A 16,039-nucleotide genomic window follows, 5' to 3' on the forward strand; every position below is an offset into this window, starting at 1 on the left:
CTCCGCCGTTTCCTCCGGGGGCCGGGAGACGCCCCGCACGGCACCGGTCCGGCGGGACGAGCGGGCCGGGGCCGGGCGCGCGGTGACGTTCCCGCGCCCGCCGAGTGCGGAAGCGCTCCGATTGCTCACCGCCCCGCAACCTCTCCGTCACCGGACCGTCACCAAACGTCACCGATCGCCGTTTGCTCTTCCGGGAGTCCGTCCGCACCCCGGCAGGCCGTGCCCCACCCCCTGCGGCCGGCCACCGGCGGCCCCGGGGGCGGCCCGGCGGCAGTCGCGGGACGACCGCCGCGCACCGCGCCCGGAGCCGGCCCGGACCACAACGGAAAGAGCAGAATGCCCCGCTTCAGCATCGTCGTCCCGTCCCATGGGGTCGCGGGCCGGCTGTCCCAGGCGCTGGACTCCGTCCTCGCGCAGTCCTACGGCGACTTCGAGCTGATCCCGGTCTGCGACGCGCCCGACGCCCCGGCCGCGGACGTCGCCGCCGGACACGCCGCGCGGGACTCCCGGGTGGCCCCGGTGTACTCGCCGCCGTCCGCGGGTCCCGGCGCCGCACGCAACGCCGGGATGCGGGCGGCCACCGGCGCCTACCTGCTGTTCCTCGACGGTGACGACACCCTGGCGCCGGGGTCCCTGACGGCGCTGGCCGCCCGCCTCGACGAACTCGGCGGCGACGGCGACGGAAGCGGAGAAGGGCGCGAGGCCGGCCAGAGCCGTGCGGGCGGGGAGGTCGACGTCCTGTACTTCGAGCACGAGCGCACGCCCTGGTGGGAGGGCGAGCCGGTCAACCCGGCCCGGCCGCTGCTCGCGCGGGCGCCCGCGCGCGTCTTCTCCCCCGCCGAGGCCCCGCACCTGACGGGTGTCCGCCTCCCGGCCTGGAGCGCGGCCTACCGGCGCTCCTTCGTCACCGGCCACGGCCTCGTCTTCCCCGACGGACACCACACCGACCTGGGCTGGGGCGGCCTGGTCACCGTCGCCGCCGAGCGGATCGCCGTCCTGCGCCGGGTCGTCGTACGGCACCTGCTGCGCCGGCAGGGCAGCAGGCTTCACCTCCCGGGCGAGCACCAGTTCGACCTCCTCGACCAGACGGAGCGGGTGCTCGCCCGGGCCGTGGAACGGGAGCTGCCCGCCGGCCGGCTGGCGCCCCTGTTCGACCACCTCTTCGCCGCCGTGCTGGCCACGGCCTCCCGTCCCGAGCGGCTGCCCGCGCGACGGCGGCGGGCCTTCTTCCGCGAGGCGGCCCGCCTCCACCGCCGCCACCGCCCGGCCGGTCACCGGATGCCCGGCGGCAGCTCCGGGGCACGGCACCGGCTGCTGGCGGCGGGGGCGTACACGCTGTTCCACGCGCTGCGCGTCGCCGGCCGGGCGGCCGCACGCGCGGCCGGGGCCCTGCCGCGGACCCACGGAGTGCGGACGCGCCTGCTGTACCGGTGGCACCTGCGCCGCCCGCTGGACGAGAACCTCGTCGTGTACTGCGCCTACTGGGGCCGCGGCTACGCCTGCAACCCGGCCGCCCTGCACGCCGCGGCCCGCGAACTCGCCCCGCACCTGCGCGCGGTGTTCCTGGTCGAACCGGGGCGCGCGCACACCGTGCCCGACGGCGTGGACCACGCGGTGATCGGCAGCCGCCGCTACTGGAAGGTGCTGGCCCGCGCCAAGTACCTGGTGAACAACGCCAACTTCGCGGACGGCGTCGTCAAACGCCCCGGCAGCGTGCACCTGCAGACCCAGCACGGCACCCCGCTGAAGACCATGGGCGTCGACCAGTCGCCGTACCCGGTGGTCGCGGCCGCGTCCGGCAGCTTCACCAAGCTGCTGCGCCGGGTGGACCGCTGGGACTACAACCTCTCCTCCAACCGGCACTCCACCCAGATGTGGGAGCGGGCCTTCCCCGGCGCTTACGAGGCCCTGGAGTACGGCTATCCCCGCAACGACGTGTACTACACGGCCGGCGCCGGCGACGTCGCCCGCGTCCGCCGGGAACTGGGCGTCCCCGAGGGCGCGAGGGCGGTCCTGTACGCGCCCACGCACCGCGACCACCGCACCGGGTTCGAGACGGACCTGGACCTGGAGGCCTTCTGCGAGGCGGCCGGCGAGGACGTCGTCGTGCTGCTGCGCGCGCACTACTTCTACGACCGCGGCGGCAGGCGCGGCAGCGGCCGCGTCATCGACGTCACCGCCCACCCCTGCGCCGAGGACGTCTGCCTGGCCGCCGACGCGCTGGTCACCGACTACTCGTCGATCATGTTCGACTACGCCCACCTCGACCGCCCGATCGTCGTGTACGCCGACGACTGGGAGGTCTACCGCGAGACCCGCGGCGTCTACTTCGACCTGATGCGGACACCGCCCGGCCCGGTGGCGCGCACGCCCGGCGAGCTGGCGCGCGTCTTCCGCGACGGCACCTACGCGGGGCCCGGGGCGGCCGCGCTGCGGGCGCGGTTCCGGGAGCGGTTCTGCCAGTTCGACGACGGACGGGCCGCGGAACGCGTCGTGCGCCGGGTGTTCCTCGGCGAGCCGCCGCAGGCGCTCCCGCCCGTGCTCCCGCTCGCCGAGCGCGTCCCGGCACCCGCCCCCGCCACCCTCGTAAGGAGCTGACCGAAGAGTGCCCCGCTTCAGCATCGTCGTCCCCGTCTTCAAGGTGCAGGGCTTCCTGCGCGAGTGCCTCGACTCGGTCCTCGGGCAGTCGTTCCGGGACATCGAGGTGATCACCGTGGACGACTGCTCCCCCGACGGCTGCGGCGCGATCCTCGACGAGTACGCGGCCCGCGACCCGCGCGTCACCGCGCTGCACCTGCCGGAGAACGTGGGTCTGGGCCGCGCCCGCAACGCGGGCCTGCCGCACGCCACCGGCGACTACCTGTTCTTCCTCGACAGCGACGACACCCTCACCCCGGGCGCGCTGCGCGCGATGGCCGACCGCCTGGCGGAGACCGCCGACCCGGACGTGCTGGTCTTCGACTACGCCCGCACCTACTGGTGGGGCGGCACCCGGCGCAACGCGCTCGCCCACGTGCTCTCCGGCGGGCGCCCGCGCAGTCCGGGCGCGGCCGGGGAGCCGGAGGAGGGCGACGGCACCTTCACCGCCGCCGAGCGGCCCGAGATCCTCGACCTGCTGATGGTGGTGTGGAACAAGGTCTACCGGCGGGACTTCGTCGACCGGCACGGCTTCGCCTTCCCGCCGGGCTACTACGAGGACACGCCCTGGACGTTCCCGGTCATGCTCAGCGCCGAGCGGATCGCCACCTTGGACCGGATCTGCCTGTACTACCGCCAGCGGCGCCAGGGGAACATCCTGTCCACGACCAGCCGCAGACACTTCGACATCCACGACCAGTACGCGCGGGTCTTCGCGTACCTGGACTCCCGCCCCGACCTGGACGCGTGGCGGCCCTACCTGCACCGCAAGATGGGCGCGCACTGCCTGGACATCCTCGCCAAACCGGACCGGCTGCCCCCGTCCGACAAGGCGGAGTTCCACCGCCGCACGGTGGAGCTGATCCGCGCACACCGGCCCGCCGGCACCGCCCTGGACGGCGAGCTGCGGCTGCTGGCGGGCGGCTGGGCGGCGTACCGGTTCAGGCGGCAGTCCGGCCGGGCCGGCCGGGAACTGCGGCGCCGGACGCTCCGGGCCCGGCGGGTCGCGGCGGGGCGGGTGAAGGACGGCTGGGCAGCGCTGCAGGCGCGCCGGGCGCTGGACCCCGACCTCGTCGTCTACTCGGCGTTCCACCACCGCGGGATGCTCGGTGACCCGGGGGCCGTCCACCGCAAGGCCCGCGAGATCGCCCCGCATCTGCGCGGGGTGTGGGTGGTGCGCGACCTGGGGGAGGCGGCCGAGGCGGAGAGGGCGGCGGTTCGGGCGGGGCTGGTGCCGCCGGACGTCGAGTACGTCCGGCTCGGCTCCCTGCGCTACCGGCAGGTGACCGCGCGGGCCATGTACTTCGTCAACAACGTCAACTGGCCCGACGCCCTGGTCAAGCGGCCGGGCAGTGTCCACATCCACACCCACCAGGGCACCCCGCTGAAGTACATGGCGGCCGATCTGCTCGGCAAGCCCGGTGCCCGGCTCGGCGTCGACGTGCCGCGGATGCTGCGCCGGGCGGACCGCTGGGACTACAGCCTGGTCGCCAACCGGCACTCCGAACTGGTGTGGGAGCGGGCCTATCCCTGCGACTTCACGTCCGTGCGCAGCGGCAGTCCGCGCAACGACGTCCTGGCCCTCGCGCGGCCGGGCGACGGCGACGCGGTCCGGGCCCGGCTCGGCATCCCGGCGGACCACACGGTCGTGCTGTACGCGCCGACCCGCCGCGACTACCGGCGGGGCGGCCACGTCGACCGGATCGACCTGGCCCGGTTCGCGGCGGACCTCGGCAGCGGGCACACGCTGGTCGTGCGCCTGCACCCCGCACTGGCGGCCGGCCCGGCGCGCGGGCTGGGCCTGGCGGAGCTGCACCGGCGCGGGCTGGTCGTCGACGCGACCGACGAGCCGCACGTCGAGGACCTCATGCTGGCCTCGGACGTACTGGTCACGGACTACTCGGCGCTGATGTTCGACTACGCCAACCTGGACCGGCCGATCGTCGTCCACGCCGACGACCTGGGCGCGTACGCGGCCGGCCGGGGCGTCTACTTCGACGTCACCGCCGAGCCGCCGGGGCACGTGTCGCGCTCGTACCCGGAGCTGGTGGACCTGTTCGCGTCCGGCCGCTGGCGGGACGCGGAGTCGGCGCGGCTGCGGCGCGGGTTCCGGGCCCGCTTCTGCGAGTTCGACGACGGGTGGGCGGCCGAGCGGGTGGTGCGGACGCTGCTGCTCGGCCAGGAGGACTGGATGCCGGAGGAGGCGGCCCCGACCGCCCCGACCGCGGTGCCCACGGCTGCGGGCATCCGTGCCGCCGCGCAGCTGCCCGCCCAGGCACAGGCCGCCGGGCAGGACGCGGACACGCTGGTCCCCGGGGCGTGAGGCGGCAGCGGGGCGCGCGAAGGAGACCGCCCCTCCGCCGGCGGGACGGAGAGCGGGCGCGCCCTCGTCGGCGGGACGGAGCGCATGCCCTCCCCCGACGGCGGACCAGAGCGCGAGCGCGCTTCCGACGGCTGGGCGGAACTCGGTCGCCCGGGCGACCGCGGGAAGCCCAATGCGGGCACGCTTCCGACGGCGGGACGGGAAGCCAGGCGCGTCGGCGGACCAGAACAGGGGCTCCCTCCCGACAGCGGGACGGAAAGCAGCCGCGTCCGCGGACCAGAACGCAGGCGCCCTCCCGGCAGCGGGACGGAACGCGGGCGCCCTTCGAGGGGGCTGCCCCCTCCTCGGCGTGGTGGGGACGGCCGGCCGCCGCACGGCCCGGGCGACGCGGGTGGCGGGCACCGCTCACGGGACGGACGAGGCGGCCGGCCGCCCCCGGCCGTGGCCGCTCCCTGTCGCGCAGGAAGCGGCCACGGCCTCCCCGTCACTATGGGCCGGAAGGCCGTGTCACCCGGTCCGGTGACACGCCGGAAGCCCGACCGCATCACTCGTTGGGGTGACGTGAGGGCGCCCGCCGCTCCCGGCGGGGACGTGGAGCCCCGCCCCGGCGAGCCCCGCCGCGCAGCACGTGCCGGTCGCCGGCCGCCTCACGCACGTGCCGGTCGCCGCCGCCCCATGGCGGACCCGTCCCGTCCGGTGGGCGCGCCGCCGGTCCGGCTACTCGATGACCAGCTCGACCGGGATGTTGCCGCGGGTGGCGTTGGAGTACGGGCAGACCTGGTGGGCCTGCTCGACCAGCTTGCGGCCGGTGGCCTCGTCCACGGACTCCGGGAGCTCGACGCGGAGGGTGACCGCGAGCGCGAAGCCCTCGCCCTGCTTGCCGATGCCCACCTCGCCGGTGACCGCGGCCTCGCTGACGTCCACCTTCGCCTGGCGGCCGACCAGGCCGAGGGCGCTGGCGAAGCAGGCGGCGTAGCCGGCGGCGAACAGCTGCTCCGGGTTGGTGCCCTGACCGTTGCCGCCCAGCTCCACCGGAACGGCCAGCTGGAGGTCGAGCCTGCCGTCGGAGGAGACGGCGCGGCCCTCGCGGCCGTGGGTGGCGGTGGCGACGGCGGTGTAGAGCGCGTCCATGGAAAACCATCCCTCTCGAAAAGTGGTGCCCGGGCGGCCGGTCCCTGCTCGTGCGTCCGGGCCGCCGCACGACCCCGAGTAGAGCACACAATTAAGTTGTGCACAACCAAGTAGTCCACCGGAGCTACCCTGGAGGCATGACAGACCAGGTTCCGCAGACCGGGCCGGACGAGGGCGACTGGCTGCGCCTCGACCGCCAGATCTGCTTCTCCCTGCACGCGGCGACCCGCGCCTTCAACGGCGTCTACCGCGTGGTGCTCAAGGAGCTCGGGCTCACCTACCCCCAGTACCTCGTGATGCTGGTGCTGTGGGAGCACGGCGAGACGCCGGTGAAGAGGCTGGGCGAACACCTGCGCCTGGACTCCGGCACGCTGTCCCCGCTGCTCAAACGCCTGGAGGCGGCCGGTCTGGTGCGCCGGGAGCGCAGTGCGCGGGACGAGCGGTCGGTGGAGGTGCGGCTGACCGGCGAGGGGGCCGCGCTGCGCGAGCGTGCCAAGCGGGTCCCGGGCCGCATCGTGTCGTCGACCGGCTTCTCCCTGGAGGAGATCGGCGCCCTGCGCGCCCGCCTCGACCAGCTGACCGCGGCACTCGACACCGCGGCGCTGGAGGAGGCGCGGGCCTGAACGGCGGCTCAGGCGCACGTCCGATGTGACGGCCCCGCATCCGGGCCGGGCCGCCGCCGGGCCGGGTCCGTCGGGCGCCGTGCCGGGCACCCGCCCGCCGCGGGGCCGATGCGGTGCGCCTGCCGTCCCTTACCGGTGACGGACGGCGTATCGGCGCATCCGCGGCTTTCGCGCGGTCTACGATCCGCCGTGATGAGTGCCTTCCAGGTCGCCGCGGGCGTCCTCGCACGCGCGGCGGCGAGACACCGCCTCCTCGCCCTGGCGGCCGTCTGGCTCGCCTCCCGCGCCCTGACGCTGTCCCTGCTGGCCCACGACACCGTGCCCCTGCTGGGCCGGGGCGCGGTGGCGCGCGAGGTGTGGAAGCTGTACCAGCACTGGTACGCCGTGCTGTCCCACGGAGCCTTCCCGGCGCACGACACGCTGTGGCAGTACCCGCCGGGCGCCGGGGTGGTGCTCCTCTCCCCCGCACTGCTGCCGGGCCTGACGTACTTCCAGGCGTTCGTGGCCCTCACCGTCGCCGCCGACGGCCTGGTGGCGCTGGCGCTGGCCCGCGCGGGGCGGCGCCCCGGCCGCAGCCTGCGGGGAGCCGCCTACTGGACGACCGCCCTTCCGCTCCTGCTGCACGTGCCCCTGGCCCGGTACGACGTGCAGGTCACCGCGCTCGCCGTGCTCGCGCTGCTGGCGCTGCCGCGCTCCGCGCGCGCCTGCGGGGTGTTCGCGGGGCTGGGCGCGCTGGTGAAGGTGTGGCCGGTCCTGGTGCTGCTGGGGACACCGCGGGGCCGTGCGACACGGACGGCGTGGGGGTGGGCGGCCGCCACCGCGGCCGTGTGCCTGGCCGGACTGGCCGCCGTGTTCCGCGACCCGCTGGACTTCGCGCGCCAGCAGGGCGGCCGCGGCGTGCAGATCGAGTCGTTCGGCGGCACGGCGCTCTCGCTGGCCACGCACGCGGGCTGGCCGGGGCAGGTGCGCTACCGGTACGGCGCGCTGGAGCTCACCGGCCCGTATGTCCAGGCCGTCGCGCACGTCTGCCTCGCCCTGACGGCCGCCGCCCTCGCCGTGCTGGTGCTGTGGCGGGTCCGGGCCCGGCGCTGGACGCCGGCGACCCCGTACGACGCGGCCCTCAGCGCCACCCTGCTGTTCACCGTCACCAGCCGGGTGATCAGCCCGCAGTACATGGTCTGGCTGCTCGGGCTGTCCGCGGTGTGCCTCACCGCCCGGGAGACCACCCAGCGGCCGGTGGCCGCGCTCGTCGCACTGGCGAGCCTGGTGAGTGTGATCGCCTACCCGGTGCTGTACCACGAGGTCGCGGCCTGCTCGTGGACCGGCTGCGCCCTGATGCTCGTGCGCAACGGCCTCCTGGCGGCGGCCGCGGCCCTGTCCCTCGCCCGGCTCTGGCGCTCGGCCCGTCCGCGTGCGGCCGTCCCGTACGGGGGAACCCGTCCCGTATTCTCACCGTCTTCCGTACAGGGAGCGAAGGCTCTCCCAACGGGAGATTAACGACCGTACCCACCCTTCCGGCCCGTGGACTCCATGCACCCGCAATCCCAGCAGGCACCACACGTCAGCGTCGTCGTCATCGGCCACAACGACTCCGCCCACCTCGCCGACGCGGTGCGCTCCGCGCTGGCCCAGGAGAGCGTCGGCGAGGTCGTCGCCGTCGACGACTGCTCCACGGACGGCAGCCCCGAACTGCTCACGCGCCTCGCGGCGGCCGAGCCGAGACTGCGGGTGGTCCGGCGCGACACCAACAGCGGGGGGTGCGGCACTCCGCGCAACACCGGCATCGACGCGGTGACGTCCCCCTACGTGATGTTCCTCGACAGCGACGACGTCCTGCCGCCGGGCGCGGCGGCCGCGCTGCTCGCGGCGGCCACCGCGGAGGACGCGCAGGTCGCGGCCGGGCTGTGTGTGCGCCGCGAACTGCCCTCGGGACGCGAAGTGCCGTGGCAGGAGCGGCTGTACGCGCACGGGTCCGTGCTGGAGCACCCCGCGCGGCAGCCGCGCCTGGTGCGCGACACGCTGTGCGTCAACAAGCTGTACCGCACCGGCTTCCTGCGCGAGCACGGCATCCGCTTCCCCGAAGGACGCTTCCCCTACGAGGACTTCGTGTTCACCGCCCGCGTACTGGCGGCCGGTCCGCGCATGGTCCTCGTCCCCGACCGCGTCTACACCTGGCACGTGCGCCGGTCCGCCGAGCGGCTGTCGATCTCCCTGGACCGCGGCGGCATCGACAACTGGCGGGCCCGCACCCGGGCCGGCCGGATGGCGCACGACATTCTGCTGGACGCCGGGCACAAGGAGCTCGCGCGGGCGGCACGCGCCAAGTTCCTCGGCCACGAACTGCGCATGTATGTCCGCGAACTGGGGCTGCGCGACGCGGACTACCGGCGCGCGTGGTGGGCGCACACCCGGGAGTACCTGGCGGAGTACGACGCGGCCGACTGGGCGTCCGAACCGGCCGCGCCCGGACGTCTGATCGCCCGGGTCGTGCTCGCCTCCTCCGAGCCGCGCGACCTGCCCCGCCTCCGGGAGCTCGCCGCCCGCCCGGCCCGGCTGTGCCCGCCGTACGCGCGTGCCGGGGACGGCACGCCCGTCTGGTCGGACGACCTGCCCGAGGTCGGCCTGGAGCCGTATCTCACCCGTCCGGTGCACCTGCTGCCGCTCGCCGTGGACGCGGAGCTGCGCCCCCGGACCCGCGGCACCCGCCTGCGGCTGCGCCTGCACGACCTGTACGGCAGGGTCGCGCAGGCCGGTCCCCGGGTGCTGGAGGTGGAGTGGCGGCACCGGGAGACGGGGCGCACCGCCCAGCGCGCCACCGTCGAGCTGGAGCCCGCACCGGACGGCACCTGGCCGGCCGAGACGGCCGTCGACCTCGCCGCACTCGGTGCCGGCACCTGGGACCTGCGCCTCGGCCTGCGCTTCGCCGACGGCACGGCACGGCAGACGACAGCGCACGCCCGGGCGGGCGCCGGTCTGCTGCGGCGCCGCGCGGTGCCGAGCCTGCTGTACGGGGTGCTGCTCGTCCAGCCGTACGCCACGCACTCCGGCGCCCTGGCCCTGCGCGTGGCGACCGGTCCCGGCGGCGTCGCGTCGGTCGTCCGCGGCAGGCTCCGGCGCCTGCTTCACTGAGAGCCGGTCCCGGGCGGCGGAATCCTGGACCCCGGTCCCGCCGTCCGGTTCCCCGAGGACGGAAGCGAACGCATCACCACGGGCCAACGCACGAGGAGGGCCGCACATGACCTGGCTGATCACCGGCGGCGCCGGCTACATCGGGGCGCACGTCGTACGCGCGCTGACCACGGCGGGCGAGAGGGCGGTGGTGTACGACGACCTGTCCACCGGCCGCGCCGACCGTCTCCCGGAGGGCGTCCCGCTGGTGGTGGGCTCCACCCTCGACGGCGAGCGGGTGGCGCGCGCCCTGGCCGGGCACGACGTCACCGGCGTGGTCCACCTGGCGGCGAAGAAGCAGGTGGGCGAGTCGGTGGAGCGACCCCTGCACTACTACCGGGAGAACGTCGAGGGCCTGCGCGTCCTGCTGGAGGCGGTCACGGCGGCCGGGGTCGCCTCGTTCGTGTTCTCCTCCTCGGCCGCCGTGTACGGCATGCCGGACGTGGAGCTGGTCACGGAGGAGACGCCCTGCGTCCCCATGTCGCCCTACGGCGAGACCAAGCTGGCCGGCGAGTGGCTGGTCCGCGCCACGGGCCGGGCCGCGGGCCTGTCCACGGCCGCGCTGCGCTACTTCAACGTGGCGGGCGCGGCGGCCCCCGAGCTGGCGGACTCGGGCGTGCACAACCTCGTCCCCATGGTCTTCGACAGGCTCACGCGGAACGCCGCCCCGCGCATCTTCGGTGACGACTACCCGACGCCCGACGGCACCTGCGTCCGCGACTACATCCATGTGGTGGACCTCGCGGAGGCGCACGTCGCCACGGCCCGCGCGCTGCAGAGCTCCCCCGGCCTGCACCTGACGCTGAACATCGGCCGCGGCGAGGGCGTGTCGGTGCGCCAGATGATCGACACGATCAACGCCGTCACCGGCTACGACCGGCCCCCGGCGGTCGCCCCGCGCCGCCCGGGCGACCCCGCCCGTGTCATCGCCTCCGCCGACCGCGTCGCGACCGAACTCGGCTGGAAGGCGACCCGTGACGTCGAGGACATGATCACGTCCGCCTGGGAGGGCTGGATCCACCACCACCCGGAGGCGGCCCGCGACTGACCCGCCTTCCCTCGCTCCTGAACCCGGCGCCGGGCCGTGCATGAACCGACGACGCGGGGGGGCGTCGGGACGGGGGCACGGTCACAGCGCCTTGATGGCCTCCGCCGTGGCGCGGGCGAGCAAGTTCAGATAGCCCTTGGGCAGCTTGGGGCTGCGGATGACGACCGCGCGCCAGTACAGGGGACCCGAGATCAGGTCCAGGGCGAGGTCCTGGTCCAGGCCGGCGCGGATCTCGCCGCGCCGCTCGGCCGCCGCCAGGATGCTGCTGGCCACGCTCTCCTGCCCGTCCCGCAGCGCCTTCTGCATGGCCTCGGCGATGTCGGGGTTGCGGGCGGCCTCCGCCTGGAGATCCGGGATGACCTGCGAGGCCACCGGGTGGCGCAGGGCCCGCGACGTCACCTCGTACAGCAGGCGCAGGTCCCCCTGGAGCGAGCCGCTGTCCGGCACGGGCAGGCCCTGCACGGCGAGCGCCGAGACGATGTCGAGCACCAGGTGCAGCTTCGAGCGCCAGCGGCGGTACACCGCGGTCTTGCCGACGCCCGCCCGCCGCGCGATGCCCTCGATGGACATCCGCGCGTAGCCCACGGCCGCGAGCTCCTCGAAGACAGCCGCCCGGATGGCCTCCGTCACGTCCTCCCGGAGCACGGCCGCCCCGGCGGGGGCCCGGCGGCGCGGACGCGCCCGGGGCTCCTCGGCGTTCGTCGTCATACGATCCAGCATAGGGCGTCACGACGAAACGGTTGCGTTCCGACGTCGCTTCGCCCTACCCTCACGTTACGACGATACGGTGCCGTCCCGACGTAAGAAAACGTGAAGAAACACGTGACCGAGCCACGGCGGGCCCGGCGCCGGTCGCCCGCATCCCCTCCCCCCGAACGAAAGCAGCGGATGTGAGTCAGGTCCTCCACACACCGCCCGCCCCGGCCGAGGCCGAGGACGACCTCGCGGCGCTCGCCGCGCGCCACGGCCTGTCCGTCAGCGGCGCCCGCCCCTCCCTGCCCGAGTACGTCCGCCGGCTGTGGGCCCGCCGGCACTTCATCAGCGCCTTCGCCACCGCCAAGCTCACCGCCCAGTACAGCCAGGCGAAGCTCGGGCAGGTCTGGCAGGTGATGACGCCCCTGCTGAACGCCGCGGTGTACTACTTCATCTTCGGCGTCCTGCTCGGCACCAAGCACGGCGTCCCGGACTTCGTGCCGTTCCTGGTCACGGGCGTGTTCGTGTGGACCTTCACGCAGAGCTCCATCATGGCGGGCACCCGGGCCATCTCCGGCAACCTCGGCCTGGTGCGCGCGCTGCACTTCCCGCGCGCCGCGCTGCCCATCTCCTTCGCGCTGCAGCAGCTCCAGCAGCTGCTGTTCTCGATGGCCGCGCTCGTGGTGATCCTGCTGGTCTTCGGGGTGCCGGTCGGCGTCTCCTGGGTGCTGACCCTGCCGGTGCTGGTGCTGCAGTTCGTGTTCAACGCCGGCGTGTCGATGGTCCTGGCCCGGATCGGCGCCAGGACCCCGGACATCGCCCAGCTGATGCCGTTCGTGCTGCGCACCTGGATGTACGTCTCGGGCGTCATGTGGAGCATCGACACGATGCTCGACCGCACGAACCTGCCGCACGCGGTGAAGGCGCTGCTGGAGGCCAACCCCGCCGCCATCTACATCGACCTCATGCGGTTCGCGCTGATCGACAGCTTCCACGCGGACCAGCTCCCGCACCACGTGTGGGCGTACGCGGTCGGCTGGGCGCTGCTCGCCGGCGTCGGCGGCTTCATCTACTTCTGGAAGGCTGAGGAGACGTACGGCCGTGGCTGAGCAGACCACCATGCGCGAGCGCGGGGCCGCCCCCGCGGTCGCCGAGAAGATCCCCACCGTCGTCGCCGACCACGTCGACATCGTCTACCGGGTCAACGGCACCGGGGCCGGCCGCGGCTCCGCGACCGCCGCCCTCAACCGCATCCTGCGCCGCAAGCAGGCCGAGAAGGCCGCGGGCGTGCGCGAGGTGCACGCCGTCAAGGACGTCTCCTTCGTCGCCTACCGGGGCGAGGCGATCGGCCTGATCGGCACCAACGGCTCCGGCAAGTCCACGCTGCTGAAGGCGGTCGCCGGGCTGCTGCCGGTGGAGAGCGGCCACATCTACACCAACGGCCAGCCCTCCCTCCTCGGCGTGAACGCCGCCCTGATGGGCGACCTGACCGGCGAGCGCAACGTCTACCTCGGCGGCCTGGCCATGGGCATGTCCCGCGAGCAGATCAAGGCGCGCTACCAGGACATCGTCGACTTCTCCGGGATCAACGAGAAGGGCGACTTCATCAGCCTGCCGATGCGCACGTACTCCTCCGGCATGGGCGCACGCCTGCGCTTCTCCATCGCCGCCGCCAAGGACCACGACGTGCTCCTGATCGACGAGGCACTGGCGACCGGCGACCGCTCCTTCCAGAAGCGGTCCGAGAAGCGGATCCGCGAGCTGCGGGAGCAGGCGGGCACCGTCTTCCTGGTCAGCCACAGCAGCAAGTCGATCCGCGACACCTGCGAGCGGGTGCTGTGGCTGGAGCGCGGCGAGCTGCGCATGGACGGGCCGACCGGCGAGGTCATGGACGCGTACGAGGCCTTCACGGGCAAGTAGGCACACCGGGGGGCGAGCGTCGGGGGCGGGCTCCCGACGCCCTTTCGGCACCGGCCGATCGCCGGTCAGTCGGCTCACCGCGCTTCATCCAGCCGCGCCGTTCGCCTGGCCCCCACCCGCGGGGGCCTTCCGCACCAGCCGCCGGGTCGGCCCGTTCACCGGGCTTGGACCAGCCGCGCCCTTCGCCTGGCCCCCCGGAACCCTTTCCGCGCCGGCCGCCGGTCCCGCCCGTTCACCGGGCTTGACTCAGCCGCGCCCTTTGCCTGGTCCCCACCCGCGGGGGCCTTCCGCACCGGCCGCCGGGTCGACAGGCTCACCGGACTTGGACCAGCCGCGCCGTTCGCCTGGCCCCCACCCGCGGGGGCCTTCCGCACCAGCCGCCGGGTCGGCCCGTTCACCGGGCTTGGACCAGCCGCGCCCTTCGCCTGGTGCCCACCCGCGAGGCCCTTCCGCGCCGGCCGCCGGGCCCGCAGGCTCACCGGGCCTGGTCTGTCCGCGCCGTTCGCCCGCCCCCTCCCGCGGAGCGGTTTCGCCCGGCTCGGGTCCGCCGCCTCGCTCACCGGCTCCGGCCCGCCGCGACAGGGTTCTGGCGGCAGCGTTCCGTCGGCGTGGCGCCGGCGTCAGCCCCCCACGGCGTACAGCACCTGGCCGTCCGGCCCGCGGGTCACCTCCCGCAGGCCGGCGCCGGGTGCGGACTCCCCCCGGTCCACCACCCAGCGCACGCCGTACCGGCGCAGGATGTCCCGCCGTACGCCGTCCGCCGTCCCCGGCGTGAAGTAGGCCCGTACGGCCGCCCGCCGCTGCTCCTCGTCCGGCAGGAAGAAGTCGGGGTAGCCGGGCGCGACGGTGTAGGCGCCGTACGCCGGGATCAGCCGGGAGGCGGACGTACGGGCCATGACCACGTCTCCGTACGGCACGTAGGGCGTGATCCAGCCGTAGCCCGTCCAGGGCGGGGTGTAGTGGGCGGCCAGCGGCTCCGGCAGGGCCGAGCGCCCCATGACGTACCCGAGCACCCCCGCCTGCGCCCACGCCCCGACGGCCAGCGCGGCCGCGAGCACCCAGGCCCGGCGTCTCCGCATCGCCCGCCGGCCGCCCTCGACGGCCTCCAGCGCGGCGGCGAGCTGGGCCGGGATCAGCACGGCCGGCGCCGCGCGGCCCCAGGAGTAGTGGCCGGCCGCCCAGCCCGCCGCGCACATCAGCGTGCCGAGCAGGAAGAACAGCACCAGCACGTCCCACCGGTCGCGCCGCCACCGCAGCGCCAGGGCCACCACCCCCGGCAGCGCGAGCCAGTAGCGTCCGGCGAGGTCCGAGTAGAGCGCCCGGTGCACGGCCTCCAGGTCGGCGCCGGCCGTGAACAGGGCGAAGAAGTCGTAGTAGGGCCAGAGCCACAGCGCCAGCAGCCCCAGTGCCACGCCGGCACCGAGCCGGGGCCACACCGCCCACGCGGGCCATGCCGCCAGCACCGCGGCGACCGCCCCCAGGGTGGCGACGACCCCGGTGAACTGGTGGCACAGCAGGATCACCGCCCACAGCCCGCCGAGCCCCAGCCAGCCCGCCCACCCGGCCGGCCGGCTGAGCGCCCGGGCCAGCCACGCCCAGAAGTGGAAGGCGAGCCCGAGGGCGAACACGCTCGGGTACGAGACCGTCAGCGCGAGGGAGTTCAGGCCGGGGAAGCCGCTCCAGTTGATCGGGGCCGTGCCCCACAGCAGGACCAGGCACAGGGCCGCGAGCGCGGGCGCGGCCCGGTGGGCGCTCAGGGTCCGGACGTACCGCCACACGCCCGTGGCCAGCAGGCCGAGCCCGGCCAGCGCGGCGAACCGCAGCACGAGGAAGACCGACACGCCGGTGCCGCGCGCGACGCAGCCGAGCAGCAGCATCCACGGCGAGTAGTACGGGCTCGGCGTGTCGGCGTCGACGAGCGGGTTGCCCGGGCGCAGCAGGTGATGGCGCAGGCGTTCGACGGTCGCCGCGTGCATGCCGAGGTCGCCGGCCCAGGGCAGCACCCCGATCACCAGCAGCAGCAGGACGAGGACGGCCACGGCCGCCGCCTGGACGACGACGACTCGTGCGGAGGCGTCAGCGGGGCCGGGCACGGCCCGGCCCCTGGGAGGTCCCTCAGACGGCGTGGCGAGCATCGCGCCGGAGGGCCCGTGTGACCGGCGGGGCGGGAGCGGGGACGTGCGCGGTGACACGGGCGGGTGGGGGTGCGGCCGCGGCCGGTCGGCGCGCGGTGAGGTTCACAGTCACGCGGCAACTTTATGCAGATTGTCCTATTTGTCAGGAACTGAAGGTATGCCGTTCGGCGGTACCCGCATCCCCTGCCCGCACCGTCCGCGGGCCGTCGCCACGCCGATCTCCCCGCCGTTCCCGGCTCTCCTCGCCGGGCCTCGACCTCGGGCACAAGAACAGGGGGCGGGGCCCCCGGGGGGGGGGGGGGGGGGCCCGCGGCGATCGGGGAGAGCACCGACTCCCCCCCCGCCGCGAACGAGGGGACGA

At 74.9% G+C, this 16,039-nt stretch carries 11 protein-coding genes; 8 read left to right on the forward strand and 3 right to left on the reverse strand.

The genetic code is table 11. From position 1 onward, the window contains the following. Positions 1-336: 336 nt before the first annotated feature. Both ABZ920_RS29345 and ABZ920_RS29350 read left to right on the forward strand, forming a co-directional pair. Entirely contained in the window at positions 337-2,598 is a 2,262-nt protein-coding gene (locus tag ABZ920_RS29345; RefSeq protein WP_361511480.1) for a CDP-glycerol glycerophosphotransferase family protein, read from the forward strand. A 7-nt stretch (positions 2,599-2,605) separates the two neighbouring features. Further along, on the forward strand, positions 2,606-4,960 hold the full coding sequence (locus ABZ920_RS29350) for a CDP-glycerol glycerophosphotransferase family protein (RefSeq protein WP_361511483.1): 2,355 nt from the start codon (positions 2,606-2,608) through the stop codon (positions 4,958-4,960). Between the two features lie 717 nt (positions 4,961-5,677). Here the strand turns inward: ABZ920_RS29350 and ABZ920_RS29355 are convergent. Beyond that, positions 5,678-6,091: an organic hydroperoxide resistance protein gene (locus tag ABZ920_RS29355; RefSeq protein ID WP_361511486.1), complete on the reverse strand. Its 414-nt coding sequence runs from the start codon at positions 6,089-6,091 to the stop codon at positions 5,678-5,680. Between the two features lie 137 nt (positions 6,092-6,228). Here ABZ920_RS29355 and ABZ920_RS29360 point away from each other — a divergent pair, with 137 nt between their 5' ends. The 4 genes from ABZ920_RS29360 to galE all read left to right on the forward strand — a co-directional run bounded on the left by ABZ920_RS29360 (position 6,229) and on the right by galE (position 10,930). Further along, positions 6,229-6,714 carry a MarR family transcriptional regulator gene (locus ABZ920_RS29360; protein WP_361511489.1) on the forward strand — a complete coding sequence of 162 codons (486 nt, stop codon included), beginning with the start codon at positions 6,229-6,231 and terminating at the stop codon, positions 6,712-6,714. A 192-nt stretch (positions 6,715-6,906) separates the two neighbouring features. Then, positions 6,907-8,211, forward strand: coding sequence for a glycosyltransferase family 87 protein (locus tag ABZ920_RS29365; protein WP_361511492.1), 1,305 nt, complete (start codon positions 6,907-6,909; stop codon positions 8,209-8,211). 33 nt (positions 8,212-8,244) lie between these two features. Further along, the gene (locus tag ABZ920_RS29370) at positions 8,245-9,843 is read left to right on the forward strand and encodes a glycosyltransferase (RefSeq protein ID WP_361511507.1); all 1,599 of its coding nucleotides are present in this window, start codon (positions 8,245-8,247) and stop codon (positions 9,841-9,843) included. A 106-nt stretch (positions 9,844-9,949) separates the two neighbouring features. Continuing rightward, positions 9,950-10,930: a UDP-glucose 4-epimerase GalE gene (gene galE / locus ABZ920_RS29375; protein ID WP_361511495.1), complete on the forward strand. Its 981-nt coding sequence runs from the start codon at positions 9,950-9,952 to the stop codon at positions 10,928-10,930. A gap of 81 nt (positions 10,931-11,011) precedes the next feature. Here galE and ABZ920_RS29380 read toward each other — a convergent pair whose 3' ends face one another. Continuing rightward, on the reverse strand, positions 11,012-11,638 hold the full coding sequence (locus ABZ920_RS29380; protein ID WP_361511498.1) for a TetR/AcrR family transcriptional regulator: 627 nt from the start codon (positions 11,636-11,638) through the stop codon (positions 11,012-11,014). A gap of 182 nt (positions 11,639-11,820) precedes the next feature. Here ABZ920_RS29380 and ABZ920_RS29385 point away from each other — a divergent pair, with 182 nt between their 5' ends. Then, on the forward strand, positions 11,821-12,732 hold the full coding sequence (locus tag ABZ920_RS29385) for an ABC transporter permease (RefSeq protein WP_361511501.1): 912 nt from the start codon (positions 11,821-11,823) through the stop codon (positions 12,730-12,732). A 10-nt stretch (positions 12,733-12,742) separates the two neighbouring features. After that, positions 12,743-13,543, forward strand: coding sequence for an ABC transporter ATP-binding protein (locus tag ABZ920_RS29390; protein ID WP_361511511.1), 801 nt, complete (start codon positions 12,743-12,745; stop codon positions 13,541-13,543). A 620-nt stretch (positions 13,544-14,163) separates the two neighbouring features. Here the strand turns inward: ABZ920_RS29390 and ABZ920_RS29395 are convergent. Then, complete coding sequence (locus tag ABZ920_RS29395) at positions 14,164-15,678, reverse strand: hypothetical protein (RefSeq protein WP_361511504.1); 1,515 nt, start codon at positions 15,676-15,678, stop codon at positions 14,164-14,166. Between the last annotated feature and the right edge of the window lie 361 nt (positions 15,679-16,039).

This window comes from Streptomyces sp. NPDC046831, from assembly GCF_040645305.1.
Taxonomy (GTDB): Bacteria; Actinomycetota; Actinomycetes; order Streptomycetales; family Streptomycetaceae; genus Streptomyces.

Excerpts from the sequence above, each read along its gene's own strand:
- ABZ920_RS29360 (WP_361511489.1), top strand. The coding sequence starts at position 6,229 with ATGACAGACCAGGTTCCGCAGACCGGGCCGGACGAGGGCGACTGGCTG.
- galE (WP_361511495.1), top strand. The coding sequence starts at position 9,950 with ATGACCTGGCTGATCACCGGCGGCGCCGGCTACATCGGGGCGCACGTC.
- ABZ920_RS29395 (WP_361511504.1), bottom strand. The coding sequence starts at position 15,678 with ATGCTCGCCACGCCGTCTGAGGGACCTCCCAGGGGCCGGGCCGTGCCC.
- ABZ920_RS29345 (WP_361511480.1), top strand. The coding sequence starts at position 337 with ATGCCCCGCTTCAGCATCGTCGTCCCGTCCCATGGGGTCGCGGGCCGG.
- ABZ920_RS29390 (WP_361511511.1), top strand. The coding sequence starts at position 12,743 with ATGCGCGAGCGCGGGGCCGCCCCCGCGGTCGCCGAGAAGATCCCCACC.
- ABZ920_RS29380 (WP_361511498.1), bottom strand. The coding sequence starts at position 11,638 with ATGACGACGAACGCCGAGGAGCCCCGGGCGCGTCCGCGCCGCCGGGCC.
- ABZ920_RS29370 (WP_361511507.1), top strand. The coding sequence starts at position 8,245 with ATGCACCCGCAATCCCAGCAGGCACCACACGTCAGCGTCGTCGTCATC.
- ABZ920_RS29355 (WP_361511486.1), bottom strand. The coding sequence starts at position 6,091 with ATGGACGCGCTCTACACCGCCGTCGCCACCGCCACCCACGGCCGCGAG.
- ABZ920_RS29365 (WP_361511492.1), top strand. The coding sequence starts at position 6,907 with ATGAGTGCCTTCCAGGTCGCCGCGGGCGTCCTCGCACGCGCGGCGGCG.